Here is a 16,217-nt window from a genome sequence, read left to right as displayed (position 1 = left end):
GGCTCCTGTTAACTTTTAAGCACGAAATTTTGCTGCTGCCCTCGTTGTAGCGCGCTGGTCAGTTCGGTGGTGGCTTTAGCGATACGCCCTTCCAGCGCGTAGTTGACTGGCTTGTCCTGATCCTCGCCGTAGCTGAAGCTGATTTTGCCCAGGTTACGCTTCATGGAGACTGAAGCGCTGTTGGAGCCGCCAAGCAGAAAAGCGGGCGTGGCAAAGCCATCCGTTTTCACCTGCGATTTAGTGAAGGCGATGGATTTCAGACGCAAATTGTCGCGGTTAGTCAATTCGGCCCGCATCTCATCGGGGCTGTTGCCCTGTGCCAGCCAGCGCTGCTCTAATCTTTCCCGGACCTCATCCTTTAGCTCCAGCGTGACGGTTGCCTCCGTGCTGACGTTGTCCTGCAATGAAGCGATCAAGCTCTGTAGCTGGTGATCGTCTTTCATCAGCTCGCGCATTTTCGTGGCGTTACTGGCATTAAGGCTGCCGTCGAGCAGATGCGAAAGCTGGTGCCAGAGGCCGTTGCTGTCCACCTTGCTCAAATTGGCATAGGTAGTCTGATATTCGCCGCCCTGTAACAGCTTCTGGCCTCGCTCCGCCGCCGTTTGCTGACGCAGGTGCTTATCCAAATCGCGCAGCGCGGCCTGCTGTTCATTACTTTTTTCCCTGATGTTACGCGGGGTAAAATGCGCATCCAGCTTGTCCAGTTTTTGCCGGGACGTTAGCGGCGTTTCGTCCTCTTTATCTTTTAACGAAGCGATAAGGCCCGCCGTGGCAGGATCGGTGAATTTTTTCCCTAAGGTCTCCGTTAGCTTATCAAGATGTGTCGCTTCCAGCGGGCGGGCCGTTTTGGTTTCTACCGCCATGCTCTGTTTTGTTCGGTTATCTATCGAAAGCTGTACGCTGGCGGCTGGCCCGGCAAACAGTGGCACTCGCCCTTCTTCGCCTCTTACCAGTACGCCGGTCGGCAGCGCGAGATTAACGCCTACGCTGGCTTTGTTTAATCCGCGCAGACGGTTGTTGCTCTGGCTTTCCGTGCTGCCGCTCTCTTTGGTGGTCTTCGCTTTTTCTCGCGTGCCGGAAAGCACGTTAACGCCCGCATAGGCCCCGCCGCCTACACGGAAGCTGGCAGGCGTCTCTTTTTCATGTTTGTTGGTCAAAGGCACGCCTGCCGAAGCCAGCGCCGCCGCGTTGGCATCCAGACTGACATTCAGTACTTCGCCATGCTTAACGCTATGATTGATGCCGCGATTAAGCAGGGTCAGCGGATCCAGCGTGCCCTGAGTGAGCCCTTCGATAAACGCGGGCAGTTCCGCTTCCGTAATATCGAAACTGACGCTGTTCTGCTTTTTTACATCCAGCGGCGTAGCGGAAAAAACGCCGCCGAGGCGCACGGCAGGCGCCAGATTACGCTGGTTATCCACGGCGACGTCGTGCGTCGGATCCTTCATATAGCCGGTAAGCAGGTTGTAGCCTACGCCGGAAAAAGCGGTCAGCGCGCCGCCGCCATCGCGGCCAAAGCTTACGGTTATACCGCCCTCGCCGCGCGTCAGGCTCATACTGTAGCCGCGATCCAGATTCGCTCTGCCGCCCACGCCCGCAATCACCTGCGAACCCGGCAGGGCGCTGATAGTGGTTGCCGCACCATAGGCCCTGCTAAAAGAAAGACTTTCACCCTTGTCCATATCCAGCACCGTCTCTTTTAGCCTGCGGGCCAGCAGCTGCTGATCTTCGGCCTGCATAACAGTACGCGTCGTGACATTCATCGCGTGATTAGACTTAGTAAAAGCCTTGGTCATTGATTTGATGGCATCGTAGTTGGCTTCCAGCTTGTCGTTGCCGGTAAAGCCCTGGGCGGTAATCTGCTTAAGCGGATTGCTTTCCCACTCTTCGTCGCGCAGCGCACGAAACTCTTTGCCCAAAGCCTGCAACACTTTTTCGCGCGTTTCGCCCGGCAGATCCAGCGCGTGGGTCAGGCGCTTCGTTAAATCGTGCATTTTCACATTGGTCAGGCCATCCAGGATCAGGCGCGACTTCGCCAGCCCCATAACATCGTGCTTATCACGATTCATCCCCGCCGGGATCGCCTCTGCCGGTTTTTGATGGGCAAGTTTTATGCCTGCATCCCGCATTGCCGTCAGGGTAAGTTGGGCACCGTTGCCTCTGCCGCTGGGCTGTAGAGAGAAGAGCCGCTGCATTTTGTTCAGCAGGTCGTCGCCGTGCGTGCTGGCCGGATTCAGGCTGCCGGTCAGCCTGTCGATTTGCCTGCCAGCGCTGCCCTGCCCGCCATAATGTTGCTGGAGTAGCCCGGCCTGATGCGCTGCGCTGTCCGCCAGCAGCGTATTGAATTTTTGCATCTCGCCAAACCAGGCGGGCAGATCTTGCCGCGCCGACAGCGTCTTCAGCTTCAGGCTGAGCGGCTCCTCCGTTTTGCCTGTGGGCTGACGCTGCAAATACTGCGTCAGCTCTGCTAACTGCTGGCTTTGCTGCTGATAGATCGCCGCCAGCCCCTGGCGGCCGCTGTGGGCATGCTGTACAAGGTTACCCATGTTCTTCAGCGGACGCGGCGTCTCCAGCGTGGGGCGAAACACGAAGGTGCTGAGCCTGGTGCGAAACGGCGTATGGACTTTATGCCCATCGTGGCCGGACTGGCCGAACGTGTTAACCTCGCGTTTGTAGGTGATGCCGGTTTTGCCCAGCTTAGCATCACGCGTGGCGGCGCTGAGCCGATCGTAGTGTCTGTCCGCCAGATTTTCGGCCTCGCGCGTGCCTGCGGCAACGCCTGTTGATACTGGTTGCCAGCCACGATCGTTTTTTGCCAGCACCTGCTTGTTATCCATTTCTATCAGCAGCGTATCTTTATGGTTGCCGGCAAATTTAGCGGGCGACGCCGCAACGGCTTCGTCAAACTCGTTATTTGGCGGCACAGGCAGCTGCTCAGCCTGCATCTTATCGACTTTACCCCGCCGCCAGCTTTCCGCAGGCAGACTAAAGACCTTGCCCTGGTCGCTGAGAATAAAGAGTCGGCTCTCCGGGCCAATGGCCATATCTTTCGCTTTGTGCTCGGTCTGTGCCGCAGGATCAAGGCTCAGCACGGCACTGGCTTCGTTCATTGCCTGTTTCAGCGCCTGATGCGAAAGCGTCTGCGTTAATTGCTTAACGCGGCGGCTTTCTGTATCGACATGATGAAAATGGATATCGCCCTTTTCCTCCAGCGTAGCGAAGCGGCCATCGTCCAGCACGCTGGCCGCAATGGTTTTTTGTTTTTTATCGAGTCCCGGCAGCGCGGGCTCTTCACTGACGCTTTTTTTCACCTGATGCAGGGCAAAAGTATTCTGCTGAAAATTAATTTTGTTGCTGGCTACGTTGACCTTTAGCCTTTTTAATTCGTTGTCTTTGAGCGCCCAGGCCTGGCCATCCTGACCAACGCGCAGCTGGTCGGCTTTAACTTCTGTTGCTTCCCAGCCGCGGGTGACTTCGTTGAAAAAATGGACTTTGCCGTCGTGTAGCGTCAGCTTGCCGTTGGCCCCGAGATCGACAATATCAGCGCGGTTCGGCGCGGGCTGCGGCAGCCCTTTTTGATAGTCCATAACCAGGCTGTCGCTAAGGTTCCAGGCAGAAGAAACCTGTGGGCTGGCCGGATTAGGGTTCAGCGCAATAGCGTGCTGCCTGTCCATACCGTCTTTTACTACCGCGTGCAGCTGGCCGTTTTCGCCGCAGAGCAGGCTCTGTACGTGAAAGCGATCGCCGATAACATCCGCCAGCTGCTGGTGCAGCCTGTCGCGCAGGTTGAGGCTCTGCGCATCGCCGAAATTTAACTCGTTTTGCAGGCCGGGCTGATTCGCCACCAGCAGCTGGCCCTGATGGTTAACGGCGATAACCAGGCTGTCCGTTTGCGCCACCGCCGCCAGCGTGGTTTTAGCCGGAATGAGCTGTAGCGTGCGCTGTTCCGCTTCCGGGCTATCGATGCGCGGCAGCAGCTTAACGCTTTGCTGTTTGTTCTCTTCGTTAGCCAGCAGCACTATCGCCTGCCCGTTCGCCGCAACGGAGGCACCGCTGATTTTATCCGCAAAGCGCGCGCTCTGTTTTTGCGTCGGCAAATGATGAAGATGGCGATCGTCATGCACCAGATAAAGAGTATTATCCGCCTGCCGCGAAAGCTTTGACTGGTCTTTGTCATCGCCGAAGTGCTCTACTTTTTGCCAGCCCTCTTCCTGTGAAGTCAGCTGATACAGCTTGTCGTTGCTGAGACGAAACGCATCTGCGTTTTGATGGTGCACGCCGCTCAGCTGGCCGAGGACGGCGGCATCCGGCAATTTTACCTCGGCTGCGCGCCCTGACGGCGCATTGCTGCGGCGGATATGCACGCTGTCGCCATTATCGCTAAACGACAGAGCGTGTTCGACCACCTCTGCCGCTCTGCGCCGGGGAAAAACAGCGCCAGGCGTCTCTTCTCTTTGCCATGCCGGTTTGCTGTGGGCAACGCCGATCAGCGCATGCTGCGATGAGTGCAGCGAAAGCAGCTTTCCTTCATCGCTCAGCAGCGCGTGCTGCTGCTGATTTTTATTGGCCGCCACGCTCTGATAATGCATTTTAGGGTGGCCAATGGTTTGCTTTAGCAGCGCGCGCTGGGCATCCCGGCCTACTGGCGCGGCAATAGCGGCATTACGCTTTTCATTAAGCTGTACGCCCAGCGAAGCTTTTTCTTCTGGCTGGTGCGCGCGCTGTTCGGCCAGCGTCGCCATAATTTCTGCTTCCAGTCCGCCTTCTGCCATACCTGGAATGGCTACGTCAAGCCGGGTCAGCGGCTGTAGCTCATGGCTTCCCGCCGTGTTAGCGGAGCGAGCAGCGTTTTTTTTAAAAAGAGGAAGATGGTTAAAAGCCTGAAAGCGCCCCCGGGAAGTTGCGCGCGCCGCGCTCCCCTGCTGCAAACCCGCTGCCGTCGCCTGCCCGCCGGTCAGACTTTGCAACGTGCCGCCGCCCCGCTGGCTGGGCTGAGCGTTCTGTTGGCGTATTCTGCCCTGCTGATTCTGCTGCGATGTGGCGCGTTGAGCGCCGTGCAGACCCGATGTGAAAGCTGATTTTATCCCGGATAGCACGCGATATCCCCTTAGCCGATAATGCCCGAAACTTCAGCTAAGTGGCGGAAAAAACGATGGAGTTCCCACTGTCATAAATTATTCTTATTGCTTGCGTAATAAATAACACAGGCTATTTAAAAGATTATTTTTGCCAGCCCCAGCCCCGTTGCCAGCAGGCCAAACAGCGCGGTAATAAACCAGTAAGTTTGCGTGCTAATGGCTTTATACAGCTCGGTCCTCATGGCTTCCATTTTTATATCAAGCCCCAGCACATCGCCCTTGGTGGCATAATTGGATTTAATAACGCCGACATCCAGCTGGAGCTGAGAAACATCTTTTTTTAATAGCGAGACGTCTGTTTTCAGCTCAGAAACATCCCGTTGCAGCACCGAGACATCTGACTTTAACGTGGCGAGATCCTGCTGCATTTGGCTGCTTTGATTTTCTACTCTTTCGATTCGGCTTTCCATGCGCTAATTCTCCTGAAAAATTTGTTTAAATGACAGACAAACGGTACGCCGCTGAACGCAGGAAAACAAGCTGAAACGGCCTGTGAAAATGCGGCGTCTCTCTGGAAAACGCGATGTAACAGATGAAAACAGGTAAGGCGGAAAAAAGAGAGGCATTTTGCCTCTCTCAGGCGATTGACGAACCTGAAGCGATGGGGGGCCTGTGACTGGAGTAAAGCATTACGGGACAGGGACGTCCCGTACTGAGCCGCCACGGATGGCGCTTTTTGCGTCTTTACGGAAGGCACCGGCCCCCTTGAGCCTGCACCTGCCTTAGTCTTCAACCCTGAAGAGGCATTTCGCCTCTCCAGAGTTTCAGCGATCAGTGCTTCAACGTCTCACGCACTTTTTTCACATCTTCGGCTTTTACCGCTGGGGCCTTATTGCTCCAGCCCTGGCGGATAAAGGTAGCCAGTTGAGCAACCTCGTCATCGTTCAGACGCGAAGCGAAGCCCGGCATCGCCAGCGTAGACGGCGCTTTGGCCGTGGAAGGCTGCTGCGCACCAGCCAGGATGGTATGGATCAACCCGCCCGGATCGCCTGCGTTGACAATCGTCGCCTGATCCAGCTGCGGGAAGACGCCTGGCGCGCCCTTGCCCGTTACAAAGTGGCAGGCTCCACAGTTGTCCAGATAGAGGCGCTCGCCGGTAGTCAGGTTCTTCGCCGCCGTCAGCTTAGCTTCCGTAGCGCTGGCCGCTTTGCTGTCGCTGGCGGGCAGCGACGGATTGCCGCCCAGGAACTTCAGATAGGCGGTGATCGCTTTCAGATCCGCGTCGCTCATATACGAAGTACTGTGTTCGATAACCGAGGTCATCTCGCCGCCTACCGCTGCTTTATCGTTACGGCCAGTTGCCAGATAATCCACGGTTTCCTGCTCCGTCCAGCGCGGCAAGCCGCGCAGCGAAGGTACTTCCCAACCGTTCAGATTGCCGCCGGAAAGGAAATCTTTATCGCTGCTGTCCAGCGCTTTTTCGTTCATGCCCAAGCCGCGCGGCGTATGGCAGCTACCGCAGTGGCCCAGACTTTCTACGATATAGGCGCCACGATTCACCTCTGCCGAGGCGCCGCCGATCGGCTGGAAAGGCTTATCGGAGGCGAAAGCCCAGTTCCAGAAGCGCATGCCCCAGCGCTGGCTGAACGGGAAGCTCAGATCCGTTTCCGGCGGCTGTTCCGCGCTCGGCTTCACGCCCTGCATAAAGTAAGCGTACAGCGCATGCATATCTTCGTCGCTGATTTTGGCATAGTCAGGATAAGGCATCGCCGGATAGAGCCGCGTGCCGTCCGGCAGAACGCCTTTACGCACCGCATCCGAGAACTGCTGTTCGCTGTAGTTGCCGATCCCGTGCTCTTTATCCGGCGTAATATTGGTTGAGTAGATAGTGCCAAGATTCGACTCGATCGCCAGGCCGCCGGAAAACTCAGGTTTGCCCGGCAGCGAGTGGCAGGCGCTACAATCGCCCAGACGCGAAAGGTATTCGCCCTGCTTAATCAGTTCGCCATTGTCTGCCGGAGCCGCCAGCGCGGAGCCTGCGCTAAGCAGCACGGCATTGGCGAGTAAAAAATGTTTTATTTTCATCGTCGCTTACGCCTGTACCATTGGGCCTGGGTTTTTCAGATAGATATCTTTGATCGCCTGCGCCGCCATCAGCGTCAACGCGCCAATGGTATCGGTCGGGTTCGCCTGGAAGTTCTGCGGGAAGGCGTTGCCGCCCGGCACAAAGACGTTATGAACATCCCAGCTCTGCAGATACTTATTCAGCGCCGAGGTTTTCGGGTTGTCGCCCATAACCGCGCCGCCCACGTTGTGCGTGGAAACATATTTAGTCAGGTCGAAATGCGCATCCATCGGCAGGAAGCTTTCGCTGTAGCTATCCGGATTTAGCTCTTTGGTGATATCGCTTACCACGCCTTTCAGGTATTGCTGCAGCTTCAGCTCATTCAGTTTCCAGTCAAAGGTCATGCGCAGCAGCGGATAGCCATATTCATCTTTGTAGTTCGGATCCAGATCCAGATAAATATCACGATAGGACTGGCAGGTAGTGGTGATGCTGATTTTCATCGAATGGCCGTACCACTCTTCCAGGCCTTCTTTCCAGCCGGTGCCCCATGATGGGGTGCCTTTCGGCAGCGCAGTGCTGATTGGCGTGCCGGTAGCCTGCGAGCTGTGGATTTTCGCACCGCCGATAAAGCCCAGCGACGGGCCGTCGAAGTTGCCCGGCGAAATGTCGTTAAACATCTGGCCGGTAGCGCCTGCGGTGGCAAACGGATTGAAGTTTTTGTCTTTGAAGAATAGCGTCGCGCCACCGTTACTCAGGAAGGCATAGTTACGACCAATCACGCCCTCTTCAGTAATAGGGTTGTAAGGCTTGCCGATGCCGGAAAGCAGCATCAGGCGGACGTTGCAGAACTGGAAGCTGCTCAGCACCACGATTTTCGCCGGCTGGAAGCATTCGTTGCCCTGCGCGTCGATGTAGATCACGCCTTTCGCCGTTTTCTTGTCGTCATGCAGCACGACTTTCATCACGTTAGCGTGCACTTCATAGGAGAAGTTATCCATGCGCTTAAGCGCATCCATCACTGCCGTCTGCGGCGAGGCTTTGGAGTAGTTCAGGCAAGGATATTTACTGCAATAGCCACAGTAGTTGCACGGCGCGATCTGGTTGCCATAAGGGTTGGTCCAGGCGCGGGAAACGCATGCCGATGGGTTCGGGAATGGATGATAGCCCAGCTTCTTCGCCGCCTTAGCGAACATAGTGGTGTTCAGCGTATCTTCCAGCGGAGGCAGCGGATAAGGTTCTGAACGCGGCCCTTCAAAGGGGTCGCCGCCTTCCATAATCTGGCCGCGCAGGTTGCCGGTATTACCGGACTGCCCACAGATATGCTCAAACTTGGTGTAGTACGGCTCGATTTCGTCCCAGCTGAACGGGAAGTCCATAATGCGCATATCTTCCTGCAGGATGCCCGGCGCATACGCCTGGTCCGCATAAGTTTTCAGCTTGAGATCGGTTGGGGTTGGACGGATCAGTACTGCCGTCCAGTGCAGGCCGGAACCGCCCACGCCTGTGCCCGGCGCAAAAGCGCCCCATTTGCGCGTCGGCAGCGCCGTCTGGCTCATGTTGTAGCGAACGGTAACGGCCGCTTCCGCAGGCGTCGCCATCACTTTGTTACGCACGGCGTAAGCATATTCATCCGCCGGTTTCGGGTAGGCGAACTCTTCATAGCCACGGTCGCCGCCGCGCTCCAGCGCGCGCACTTTTAATCCGGCCATCGCCAGCTCGATACTCATCAGCGAGCCAGCCCAGCCCAGGCCGACTACTACTACGTCGACTTCTTCTTTATTCACTGTTGCCATTTTTAATCCTGCCAGTCTGTAATCAGAGAAAAACTCAGGCTCTTTCGCCCTTGATGCTTATCGGGCCCAGCGGATAAGGGACGTTATGCTGCTTGACCCATTCCATATAGCTGGCGCGCGCACCGGGGAAACCAATCGCAATCCAGGCTTTCATCCCTTTGTTACCGCCGTACATTGGGTCGGAGAGGTAGCCATGTTTGGTATTGGAGAGCAGTTCGCTAAAGAACTGCGAGCCCTGTAGCGCGCTTTCGCCCAGATCGGCAAAGCGGATCTGGTTTTTCTGTACCTGAGTTAAGACGGCTTCCTGGTCGGCTGTCGCCAGCTCGTGAAAAGCTTTCTGATGGTTCTGCTGGCACCAGCCGTCAACCAGACGAATGCCGGTTTGCAGAATTTGCTGCGGACGGAAAGGGATCTGATAGCCCATAGTGGCTGGCGCATGAGGATCGAACGGCCCCTGCATATAGATTTCGCTGCCCATCTCGCCATGCATTTGCTGGTCGATAAAAATTGGCACGTTGGTTTCCAGCGCGCCTGGCGCTTTACCTTTGCCGCCAGCCGGGATCAGACGATCGCAGGCGGCCATAACGAATTGCCATTCGTTGGCTGAGAAGAAAATTGGTTTGTAGTCGAGCAAATCGGGGGCGGCCATTTCAGCAGCCTGCGCCGCCGTTAATCCTTTAAAAACCAGTTCGCCTAGCGGCAATGCTAACAGCGACCCCAGTAAAAACTTACGCCGGGTAGTTTCTTTTTGTAGCAGCATAACATTACGACTCTCACATGATAATAAAATGTAATTTGAGTTAATAGATTTTGTTATCGACCGGAAAAAAAGTAATGTTATGGATAAAAGTATTTCAGAATGTAAAAATTAAATTAAAAATGTTTTTTAGTTAAGCTTTATAACTTTGTTATAAAACTGAAACTCAAATGATAATTGCATGTTGTGTGCAAAAAACACCCTTTAGCATTACTTTTCTGCCTGATTAAGGCACAATTTCCTTACAATGCTTTAAAGATAATTCAGAAGCGTGATAATGCCAGGGTTAAACAGAGCGGAAAAATTATTCAGTGGAAATGCGAATGAGAATGAATCGAAACGACGTTATTTGGTTCGTTGGAGGCCGCAGTAATATCGGGCGCGAAACGGGCATTATAGCGCAGGCGGAACGCATGCATTTCCTGAGCATCAGGTTCCAGTTCACGCAGAAATTTTAGCGCCAAACGAACATGCTCGCCGGACAGCTCCGTCGGTAGCCAGGCTTCCCGCAGCACGCCGCGCCAGAAGGCAATATTTTCTTCTGATTCGTCTACCAAAAATAGCTGCCAAATCAGCAGTACGCTTGCCGCATTGCTTAAGTGCGCTTCGCTGTCGCGGGAAAGATAGTCGATAAATTCTTCGCCTGCGGGGCGCCCCATCAGGCTAAGCAAAGATTCAACGTAGACCGGATCGATATTCAGCCGTTTGGTTAACGCCCCGGTCGCTCTGCGGGTTGGCGAGTTAAGTACGCGAAAACCAATAATAAATACCACAGCCAGGGTCAGAAGCATCAGCCAGATCATTTTATCTACCGGGAATAGCGGGCTCAGGGGGCGTCAGAGTAGAGCAGGATCGCGGGGAAAGCAACAGCGTGAAAAGGCTACCCGCAGGCAGCCTCCCCATTACTTTTGCCAGCCAGCGCGGTGATCGACACAGACCTGCATGGCCAGTTTCAACGCCTCTTCGGCTTTCTCTTCCGTCGAGGCTACGTTCAGCTCGGCTATCTTTGTCCACACCGCGTAGGAAAGTTGCCCTACCTGGTGCTGTAATGAGATATATACCAGCGCCACAGCAGGCCTTCCTGTGTGATCGGCCAGGATTTCATATTTAAGGAATTCGTCCTGCTCGTTATTAACGTAAAAGATTTTTATCTGCTCAAGTACCGTCATCCTGATCTCCTTATGGTCTGACAGCGGCAGAATAATCTATCTTTTTGTTTTTCCCTACGGATAATCTCTGAACAGGCTTTCAGTTTTATGAAAACCTGGTGGCTATTTTTGTAAACTAAAAATAATAAGCGCTATATTTATTATCAGGCGGCCATTTAACCGCCGATAACAGCAGGCTTATTTTACCGCTTCTTCCAGCACTTTATGAATAACGGCGGAAAGCTCGTTGATTTCGAATTTGGCGACATAACCGTTTGCTCCGACTTTGCGCACGTGATCTTCGTTGGCGCTGCCCGAAAGCGAGGAGTGAATCACCACGGGTATATTTTTCAGGCCCATATCGCTTTTGATGTTGCGCGTCAGGGTAAAACCGTCCATTTCCGGCATTTCCAGATCGGTTAATACCATTGCGATTTTATCGTGAATGGAGACCCCTTCCGTCATCGCCTGCTGCGCCATCAGCTTGATTTTTTCCCAGGCTTCTTTGCCGGTCGTGTGCATCACGGCGGGAATGCCCATGACTTTTAGCCCCTGCTCCAGCATCTGACGCGCGACTTTAGAGTCTTCCGCCACGATGGCGACCGAACCCGGTTTGATATTGAACGCCTTAAGCTTGACGTCTTCCGCCTTAACGTCGCGTACGGAAGGAATGACGTCGTGCAGGATTTGTTCTACGTCCAGCACCATCGCCATGCTGTTAGTCTTATCGTCCAGACAGGCGATACTGGTAATGTTGCGGCTGCTGATACCCGATTCCGCGGTATGGATCTGGCTCCAGTTCAGACGCACGATATCGTCGACGGATTCGACGGCAAACGCCTGAGTGCTGCGAGCATATTCCGTGACCAGCAGCAGATTTAAACCGGTTTCCGGCGTGCAGCCCGCCACGGCTGGCAAATCGATAACCGGGATAAACTGGCCGCGAATATTCGCCATGCCCAGCAGAGGTGACTTCATACCGGCCGCTTTGGTAATCGGCGGCATCGGCACGATTTCGCGCAGCTTAAATACGTTAATGCCAAAGAGCTCTGACTTCGCATCGTTCTGATCTGAACCTAAACGGAACAGCAAAAGCTCAAATTTATTGGATAAGGCGAGATTCGCTCTCTCATCAATCTCTTTCTGGAAATTATCCATTACTACCTCTGGTTGCCTGGCTGTTTGTACGCTGGTAAGCGGCGCACAACGGCACGCGGCTTATCGTTCTGAAACTGTTATCGGCAACGACCAGAAAAAGTACAGGGTAGTCTGAGAAGAGTTGTCGGCCTGCTGATTCGCCGACCTGATGCCCGGCCAATGTAAATCTATAGCCGCTATCGCGCCGTTACGTTCTGAGGCGCTTGTTGTTGGCAGAAAGTCGGGCTGATAAGCCTTTCGCAGTTTTGCCGGTTGCTTTTTCTGAACATAGCTGGCGGCTGGCGGTACTTTTTGGCGAAAATACGAGTGAAAGTCTGCTGGGATTCATAGCCATATTTTTGGGAGATGGTCATCACCGTCTCGCTGGTTTCAAGCAAATCTTCTGCCGCCCGCGCCAGTTTGCTATCGCGTATATAATTGCCTAAATTTTTGCCCATCACGCGCTGAAACATTCTTTGTAAGTGCCATTTGGAGTAACCCGCTTTCTCCGCCACATCGTCAATTTTTAGTGGACGGTGAATATTAGCCTCTATCCAGGCGGTCAGTTCATAAATGATGGTTTGTTCCCGCTGCATTGCTTTCCCCTGTTTCTGTCAATGCCACCTTTAGTACGTTGTAACTAACTGAGCCTGTGCCTTCGCTAAAAAGGCGGAAACCCCGGCGCGATAAAGCATAGCAGCTGTAATCAATGGGAATCAGTGCGTCACCAGGGTTAAGGCTATGAGCCATACTCATTAATTAGCTTGTGATAGCGTTAGTCTGTACGTTTTTTCTTCGTTGAAGGATGGCGGTGTTTTTTAAGAGAACCCAAAGGCTCGCGTTCTATTATCATGGGAGCGGCAAAGCTTTCTACGGCTAAAAGCTGGATAAATTATTGTTGCTGCACGGCAAGATCCTGTTTCTGAAATTTCCAGAATGGAATGATAGTGCAGTTTTGTGGCGTTTTTATGGAAGGTTTTGACCACGCTAGCTGTAGAAGGTATGAGGTTTAAGAGGGATATTAAGAACGGCAGCGGTCAGGAAAATGCGGGTGGACTCAAGTAGAGCGTAACGGGCAGCGTTAGTCAGGATTTGAAGACAGGAAAAGCAGGTAAGTCGTTGAAATATAATGGTACGCCCTACAGGATTAGAGCCTTATAGCTAATCTTCTGTTCTATATATGATTTCTTTCATTTCAATTTGTGACCTGCCCCAGATATGCCCCCTTAACAAAGTGACCACTCCCATGACTGTATGGTTCATCACTGGGTGTTTATGTGAGCTTGAATGGCTCTTACCGTAAAAAATTTTAAGAAAATTCTCGATCTACCTCGCAAACAGAAAACCTATAATATTTAATCGCCTAACTAAGAGGGATTGATTTTGAATGAAAGGAATCGACAAAAAACTAATCATCTTTACTACAAAAAAAAGATTCAATGACAGAAATGCGGATGACATGCAAAGTGGAGACATGGATGTTGATACACTGAAAAAGCATTATCATCTCGGGCAAGTATCAACTTTCGTTGATTGGACTACTTTTGGTCTCTCTTATCAGCATCCCGCTACTAACTCGATTCGACCAGTAAGTAGAGAAAAAGCCATTGCGATGTTATACGATGAGCTGAGATCTCAGTCCTATGTTTTTTCTTTCCGAGGACCATATCAAGGCTTGATCATAGATCTTTTTAATCACATGCAGCGCAGTAATGGAAAAGATTATCAGCATCCGGCTATGAACAATGCCTACAGAAAGCTCATTTTGAGTGACAACTCTGTCGATAGCACATTATCAATTATTAAAAATACTATCGAGCAATTTGATTTCAGCAAGTCCCAATTGACGAAAGAAAGTTTTTCAAATGTGTTATCTAAAAGTCATCTACCTAAATATACAAGATGGAAAGATTTCGTCAATGGAATGGGCATTACCGTCCATGACATAAACAGCACAGAAATTTCCATTGAAAGCCTGACCTTTCAAGGAAATAAATATACTGCGGTTGTCAAATACAGAGCACAAGACCATTTTGGCTTAGATAAAGAAGATATTTTAAAGGTAAAATTTAACTCTATTTCTTTCTTTAGAATATGGTTTGTTCTACAGAGGGCAAAGCATTTTTCTCAAAAGCCATTCTTCACAAATTTCGAAGCTACTATAACATTGACAGGAGAAAACAATGTTTAACTATAAAAGGATTGGTGCTTTTTTAATTTTATTAATAGCAGCATACTGCATATGGATTGCTGTAAGACCAGCCAAAATAGTCAGAGTAGATAATAATGCGGTTTTTGTAGAACACTTACCGATGACTACAGAAGGAAAACTGAACTGGTGGCTAAAAAACAAAGATTTACTTCATAATAAATATCATATTATTAACACCCCAGATAACTTCACAGTTATCGTCATGAATTTCGATGGTTATAAAAAATTACCAAAAGGAACCAGAGATGGTTCAATTGATGACTATACATGCTTTGATGCCCCCAATAGCGAGCATAAAAAGTGTGTTTATAACAGTATAGCAATTGTTGTGAGAGGAAGCCTTGATAGTAAAAGCTATATAAATATAGACAAGAACACATACACTCTTACACCAGATGGTAAAGTAACCCTTGAAAAGAAATAAGAAATTGAATCAAGTAAAACTGGCCTCTTTGTCAGCCTGGCTTTATGCAGGGTTCGACCTGGTTTTTGTAAGTATCCGATCTCTTCATTCTAAACAGTGTCGGTGTAAAGTAGTAGTTCTGGCATTTCTTCGTCTTGAAAAAGGACTAAACCCTCAAAAAAATGTATGGAGCTAAAATGGGTCTATTTACAGTTTACAAGCAACAGTAATAAGCGTCTCAGTAGCTCTATGTCCGGAAAAGATGGCGATGTGCTCTACGCATACAACGACAGCACAGGCTTTCCAATGGTTGGTTGCAGCGAGCGGGATATGACGCTAATCGCCGCAGCACCTGAGCTACTGGAGGCGCTGTAGGGAATGACAGCGTTAGTAAAAAGGCACTCTTACCCGCAACCTGACACGCCATCAAGCAATTACGCCCGCGCTGAATCAGCGATTGCTAAGGCTATGGGTAAATAACCGGCGATTCACGTTCACTTACGCCGACAGCGCTCTGAGCACTTCCGTACTTCATCCCAACACTTTTCCCACTTCTTACGCCATGTAAATGGCCTGCCGCACACGGTACAGATTTTTGTCGGGAGTTCGCTTTTTTTCACAAGGAGCCTCGGGCGGTAAGGGAGATGGACATTATTTTAGACAATTTTTACGGGGGTGCCTTGAATGTTGATAAGCGAGCCAGCACGAACTATGTCAGAAAGCCGCGCAAAGCGCCGTGGCCACGTTATATCCGCTCTGCACTATCGCAGATGCGGCAACCGTAAAGCTAATGGCAAATAGTGAACCGCTCACTCTGGCGGAAGCCGCCGCATTCCTTAAAGTCTCCCCGCACAAGGTAAGCAACATAATAAAGCGCGGCGGCCAGACTGGCGGAACTTCCGGCAAGTACCTGATGCTACGTTGTGCCTGAATTTATTATCTTTCCAATTCCCCTCAGAGGCGGAGTGTGGCACTGCCATTTCTTTACCCCGGCAGGAAAAAGAATCAGGCGCTCGCCTGGCACTGCGGACAAGAAGCAGGCCTTAGAGCTTCACAACAAGCTAAAGGCGGAAGCCTGGCGGGTTGATGAGATCGGAGATTTACCGACAAGGACGTTTGGGGATGCCTGCTTGCGCAGCCTTGACGATGACAAGATTATGATAGAGCGAAAACAGCAGCTGTCAGGAAAATACAGCGTGATAACAACATGTTATAGCGTCTGGCACTCAAGCTGGCTGGGATTGAAGATTTCCGCTTTCACGATTTGCGACACATTTGGGCAAGCTGGCTGATACAATCCGGCGTCCCGCTTTCTGCTTTACAGGAAATGGGGGGCTGGGAATCGATAGAAATGGTGCGTCGGTATGCGCATCTGGCACCGAACCATCTGACCGAGCATGCACGCCATATTGACGCAATTTTCAGAGTGTCTGTCCCAAATCTGTCCCACGGTGAAAATCTGAAGACAGGAAAAGGCGGATAAGTCGTTGAAAAATAATGGCACGCCCTACAGGATTCGAACCTGTGACCTACGGCTTAGAAGGCCGGTGCTCTATCCAGCTGAGCTAAGGGCGCATGGGGAACAGGGTCGGATTATACGGCGCGAAGCCTTCGAGTCAAC

The 16,217-nt window shown here is 51.9% G+C and carries 13 protein-coding genes, 1 tRNA gene and 1 pseudogene; 4 read left to right on the top strand and 11 right to left on the bottom strand.

Translation table 11 applies throughout. The features are described 5' to 3' along the window. Nucleotides 1-8: 8 nt before the first annotated feature. From ACETPC_RS20405 to ACETPC_RS20365, 9 genes are all read right to left on the bottom strand, one after another. On the bottom strand, nt 9-5,096 hold the full coding sequence (locus ACETPC_RS20405) for an AvrE-family type 3 secretion system effector (protein WP_380184312.1): 5,088 nt from the start codon (nt 5,094-5,096) through the stop codon (nt 9-11). Nucleotides 5,097-5,212: 116 nt separating this feature from the next. Beyond that, nucleotides 5,213-5,548, bottom strand: coding sequence for a hypothetical protein (locus ACETPC_RS20400; protein ID WP_380184311.1), 336 nt, complete (start codon nt 5,546-5,548; stop codon nt 5,213-5,215). 361 nt (nt 5,549-5,909) lie between these two features. Further along, nucleotides 5,910-7,163, bottom strand: a complete 1,254-nt coding sequence (locus ACETPC_RS20395; protein ID WP_380184310.1) for a c-type cytochrome — start codon at nt 7,161-7,163, stop codon at nt 5,910-5,912. Between the two features lie 6 nt (nt 7,164-7,169). Continuing rightward, a complete protein-coding gene (locus tag ACETPC_RS20390; protein WP_380184309.1) occupies nt 7,170-8,939 on the bottom strand; it encodes a GMC family oxidoreductase in 1,770 nt (589 codons plus the stop codon). A 34-nt stretch (nt 8,940-8,973) separates the two neighbouring features. Beyond that, nucleotides 8,974-9,699 (bottom strand): gluconate 2-dehydrogenase subunit 3 family protein, encoded by a 726-nt coding sequence (locus ACETPC_RS20385; RefSeq protein ID WP_380184308.1) that lies wholly within the window; start codon nt 9,697-9,699, stop codon nt 8,974-8,976. A 305-nt stretch (nt 9,700-10,004) separates the two neighbouring features. Further along, nucleotides 10,005-10,499 (bottom strand): DUF1198 family protein, encoded by a 495-nt coding sequence (locus ACETPC_RS20380; RefSeq protein ID WP_380184307.1) that lies wholly within the window; start codon nt 10,497-10,499, stop codon nt 10,005-10,007. Nucleotides 10,500-10,598: 99 nt separating this feature from the next. Then, complete coding sequence (locus ACETPC_RS20375) at nt 10,599-10,865, bottom strand: hypothetical protein (RefSeq protein ID WP_380184306.1); 267 nt, start codon at nt 10,863-10,865, stop codon at nt 10,599-10,601. Nucleotides 10,866-11,042: 177 nt separating this feature from the next. Next, the gene (locus ACETPC_RS20370) at nt 11,043-12,002 is read right to left on the bottom strand and encodes a chemotaxis protein (RefSeq protein WP_380184305.1); all 960 of its coding nucleotides are present in this window, start codon (nt 12,000-12,002) and stop codon (nt 11,043-11,045) included. Nucleotides 12,003-12,178: 176 nt separating this feature from the next. Continuing rightward, nucleotides 12,179-12,577: a helix-turn-helix domain-containing protein gene (locus ACETPC_RS20365; protein ID WP_380184304.1), complete on the bottom strand. Its 399-nt coding sequence runs from the start codon at nt 12,575-12,577 to the stop codon at nt 12,179-12,181. A gap of 791 nt (nt 12,578-13,368) precedes the next feature. On the opposite strand from ACETPC_RS20365, the gene ACETPC_RS20360 reads away from it, so the two are divergent. From ACETPC_RS20360 to ACETPC_RS20350, 3 genes are all read left to right on the top strand, one after another. Then, on the top strand, nt 13,369-14,172 hold the full coding sequence (locus ACETPC_RS20360; RefSeq protein ID WP_380184303.1) for a DUF3289 family protein: 804 nt from the start codon (nt 13,369-13,371) through the stop codon (nt 14,170-14,172). Then, nucleotides 14,165-14,617 carry a DUF943 family protein gene (locus ACETPC_RS20355; RefSeq protein ID WP_380184302.1) on the top strand — a complete coding sequence of 151 codons (453 nt, stop codon included), beginning with the start codon at nt 14,165-14,167 and terminating at the stop codon, nt 14,615-14,617. Before ACETPC_RS20360 ends, ACETPC_RS20355 begins: the two co-directional genes overlap by 8 nt. Nucleotides 14,618-14,845: 228 nt before the next feature. Beyond that, a complete protein-coding gene (locus ACETPC_RS20350; RefSeq protein ID WP_380184301.1) occupies nt 14,846-14,971 on the top strand; it encodes a hypothetical protein in 126 nt (41 codons plus the stop codon). A 119-nt stretch (nt 14,972-15,090) separates the two neighbouring features. Here the strand turns inward: ACETPC_RS20350 and ACETPC_RS20345 are convergent, their stop codons facing one another. Next, on the bottom strand, nt 15,091-15,216 hold the full coding sequence (locus tag ACETPC_RS20345; RefSeq protein ID WP_187497670.1) for a DUF2256 domain-containing protein: 126 nt from the start codon (nt 15,214-15,216) through the stop codon (nt 15,091-15,093). A gap of 539 nt (nt 15,217-15,755) precedes the next feature. Here ACETPC_RS20345 and ACETPC_RS20340 point away from each other — a divergent pair. Continuing rightward, nucleotides 15,756-16,079 (top strand): annotated as a pseudogene (locus ACETPC_RS20340) (tyrosine-type recombinase/integrase); the annotation flags it as partial. Nucleotides 16,080-16,094: 15 nt separating this feature from the next. On the opposite strand, the gene ACETPC_RS20335 reads toward ACETPC_RS20340, so the two are convergent. Next, nucleotides 16,095-16,171: transfer RNA gene (locus tag ACETPC_RS20335), tRNA-Arg, on the bottom strand. Nucleotides 16,172-16,217 lie beyond the last annotated feature (46 nt).

It is taken from the genome of Pantoea sp. sgz302252, from assembly GCF_042610525.1.
GTDB lineage: Bacteria > Pseudomonadota > Gammaproteobacteria > Enterobacterales > Enterobacteriaceae > Erwinia.
Note: the sequence above shows the minus strand (reverse complement) of the source record. Positions and strands in the feature narration are given on the sequence as shown.

Coding starts and splice junctions, on each gene's coding strand:
- ACETPC_RS20400 (WP_380184311.1), bottom strand. CDS start 5,548: ATGGAAAGCCGAATCGAAAGAGTAGAAAATCAAAGCAGCCAAATGCAG.
- ACETPC_RS20395 (WP_380184310.1), bottom strand. CDS start 7,163: ATGAAAATAAAACATTTTTTACTCGCCAATGCCGTGCTGCTTAGCGCA.
- ACETPC_RS20390 (WP_380184309.1), bottom strand. CDS start 8,939: ATGGCAACAGTGAATAAAGAAGAAGTCGACGTAGTAGTAGTCGGCCTG.
- ACETPC_RS20385 (WP_380184308.1), bottom strand. CDS start 9,699: ATGCTGCTACAAAAAGAAACTACCCGGCGTAAGTTTTTACTGGGGTCG.
- ACETPC_RS20380 (WP_380184307.1), bottom strand. CDS start 10,499: ATGATCTGGCTGATGCTTCTGACCCTGGCTGTGGTATTTATTATTGGT.
- ACETPC_RS20375 (WP_380184306.1), bottom strand. CDS start 10,865: ATGACGGTACTTGAGCAGATAAAAATCTTTTACGTTAATAACGAGCAG.
- ACETPC_RS20370 (WP_380184305.1), bottom strand. CDS start 12,002: ATGGATAATTTCCAGAAAGAGATTGATGAGAGAGCGAATCTCGCCTTA.
- ACETPC_RS20365 (WP_380184304.1), bottom strand. CDS start 12,577: ATGCAGCGGGAACAAACCATCATTTATGAACTGACCGCCTGGATAGAG.
- ACETPC_RS20360 (WP_380184303.1), top strand. CDS start 13,369: ATGAAAGGAATCGACAAAAAACTAATCATCTTTACTACAAAAAAAAGA.
- ACETPC_RS20355 (WP_380184302.1), top strand. CDS start 14,165: ATGTTTAACTATAAAAGGATTGGTGCTTTTTTAATTTTATTAATAGCA.
- ACETPC_RS20350 (WP_380184301.1), top strand. CDS start 14,846: ATGTCCGGAAAAGATGGCGATGTGCTCTACGCATACAACGACAGCACA.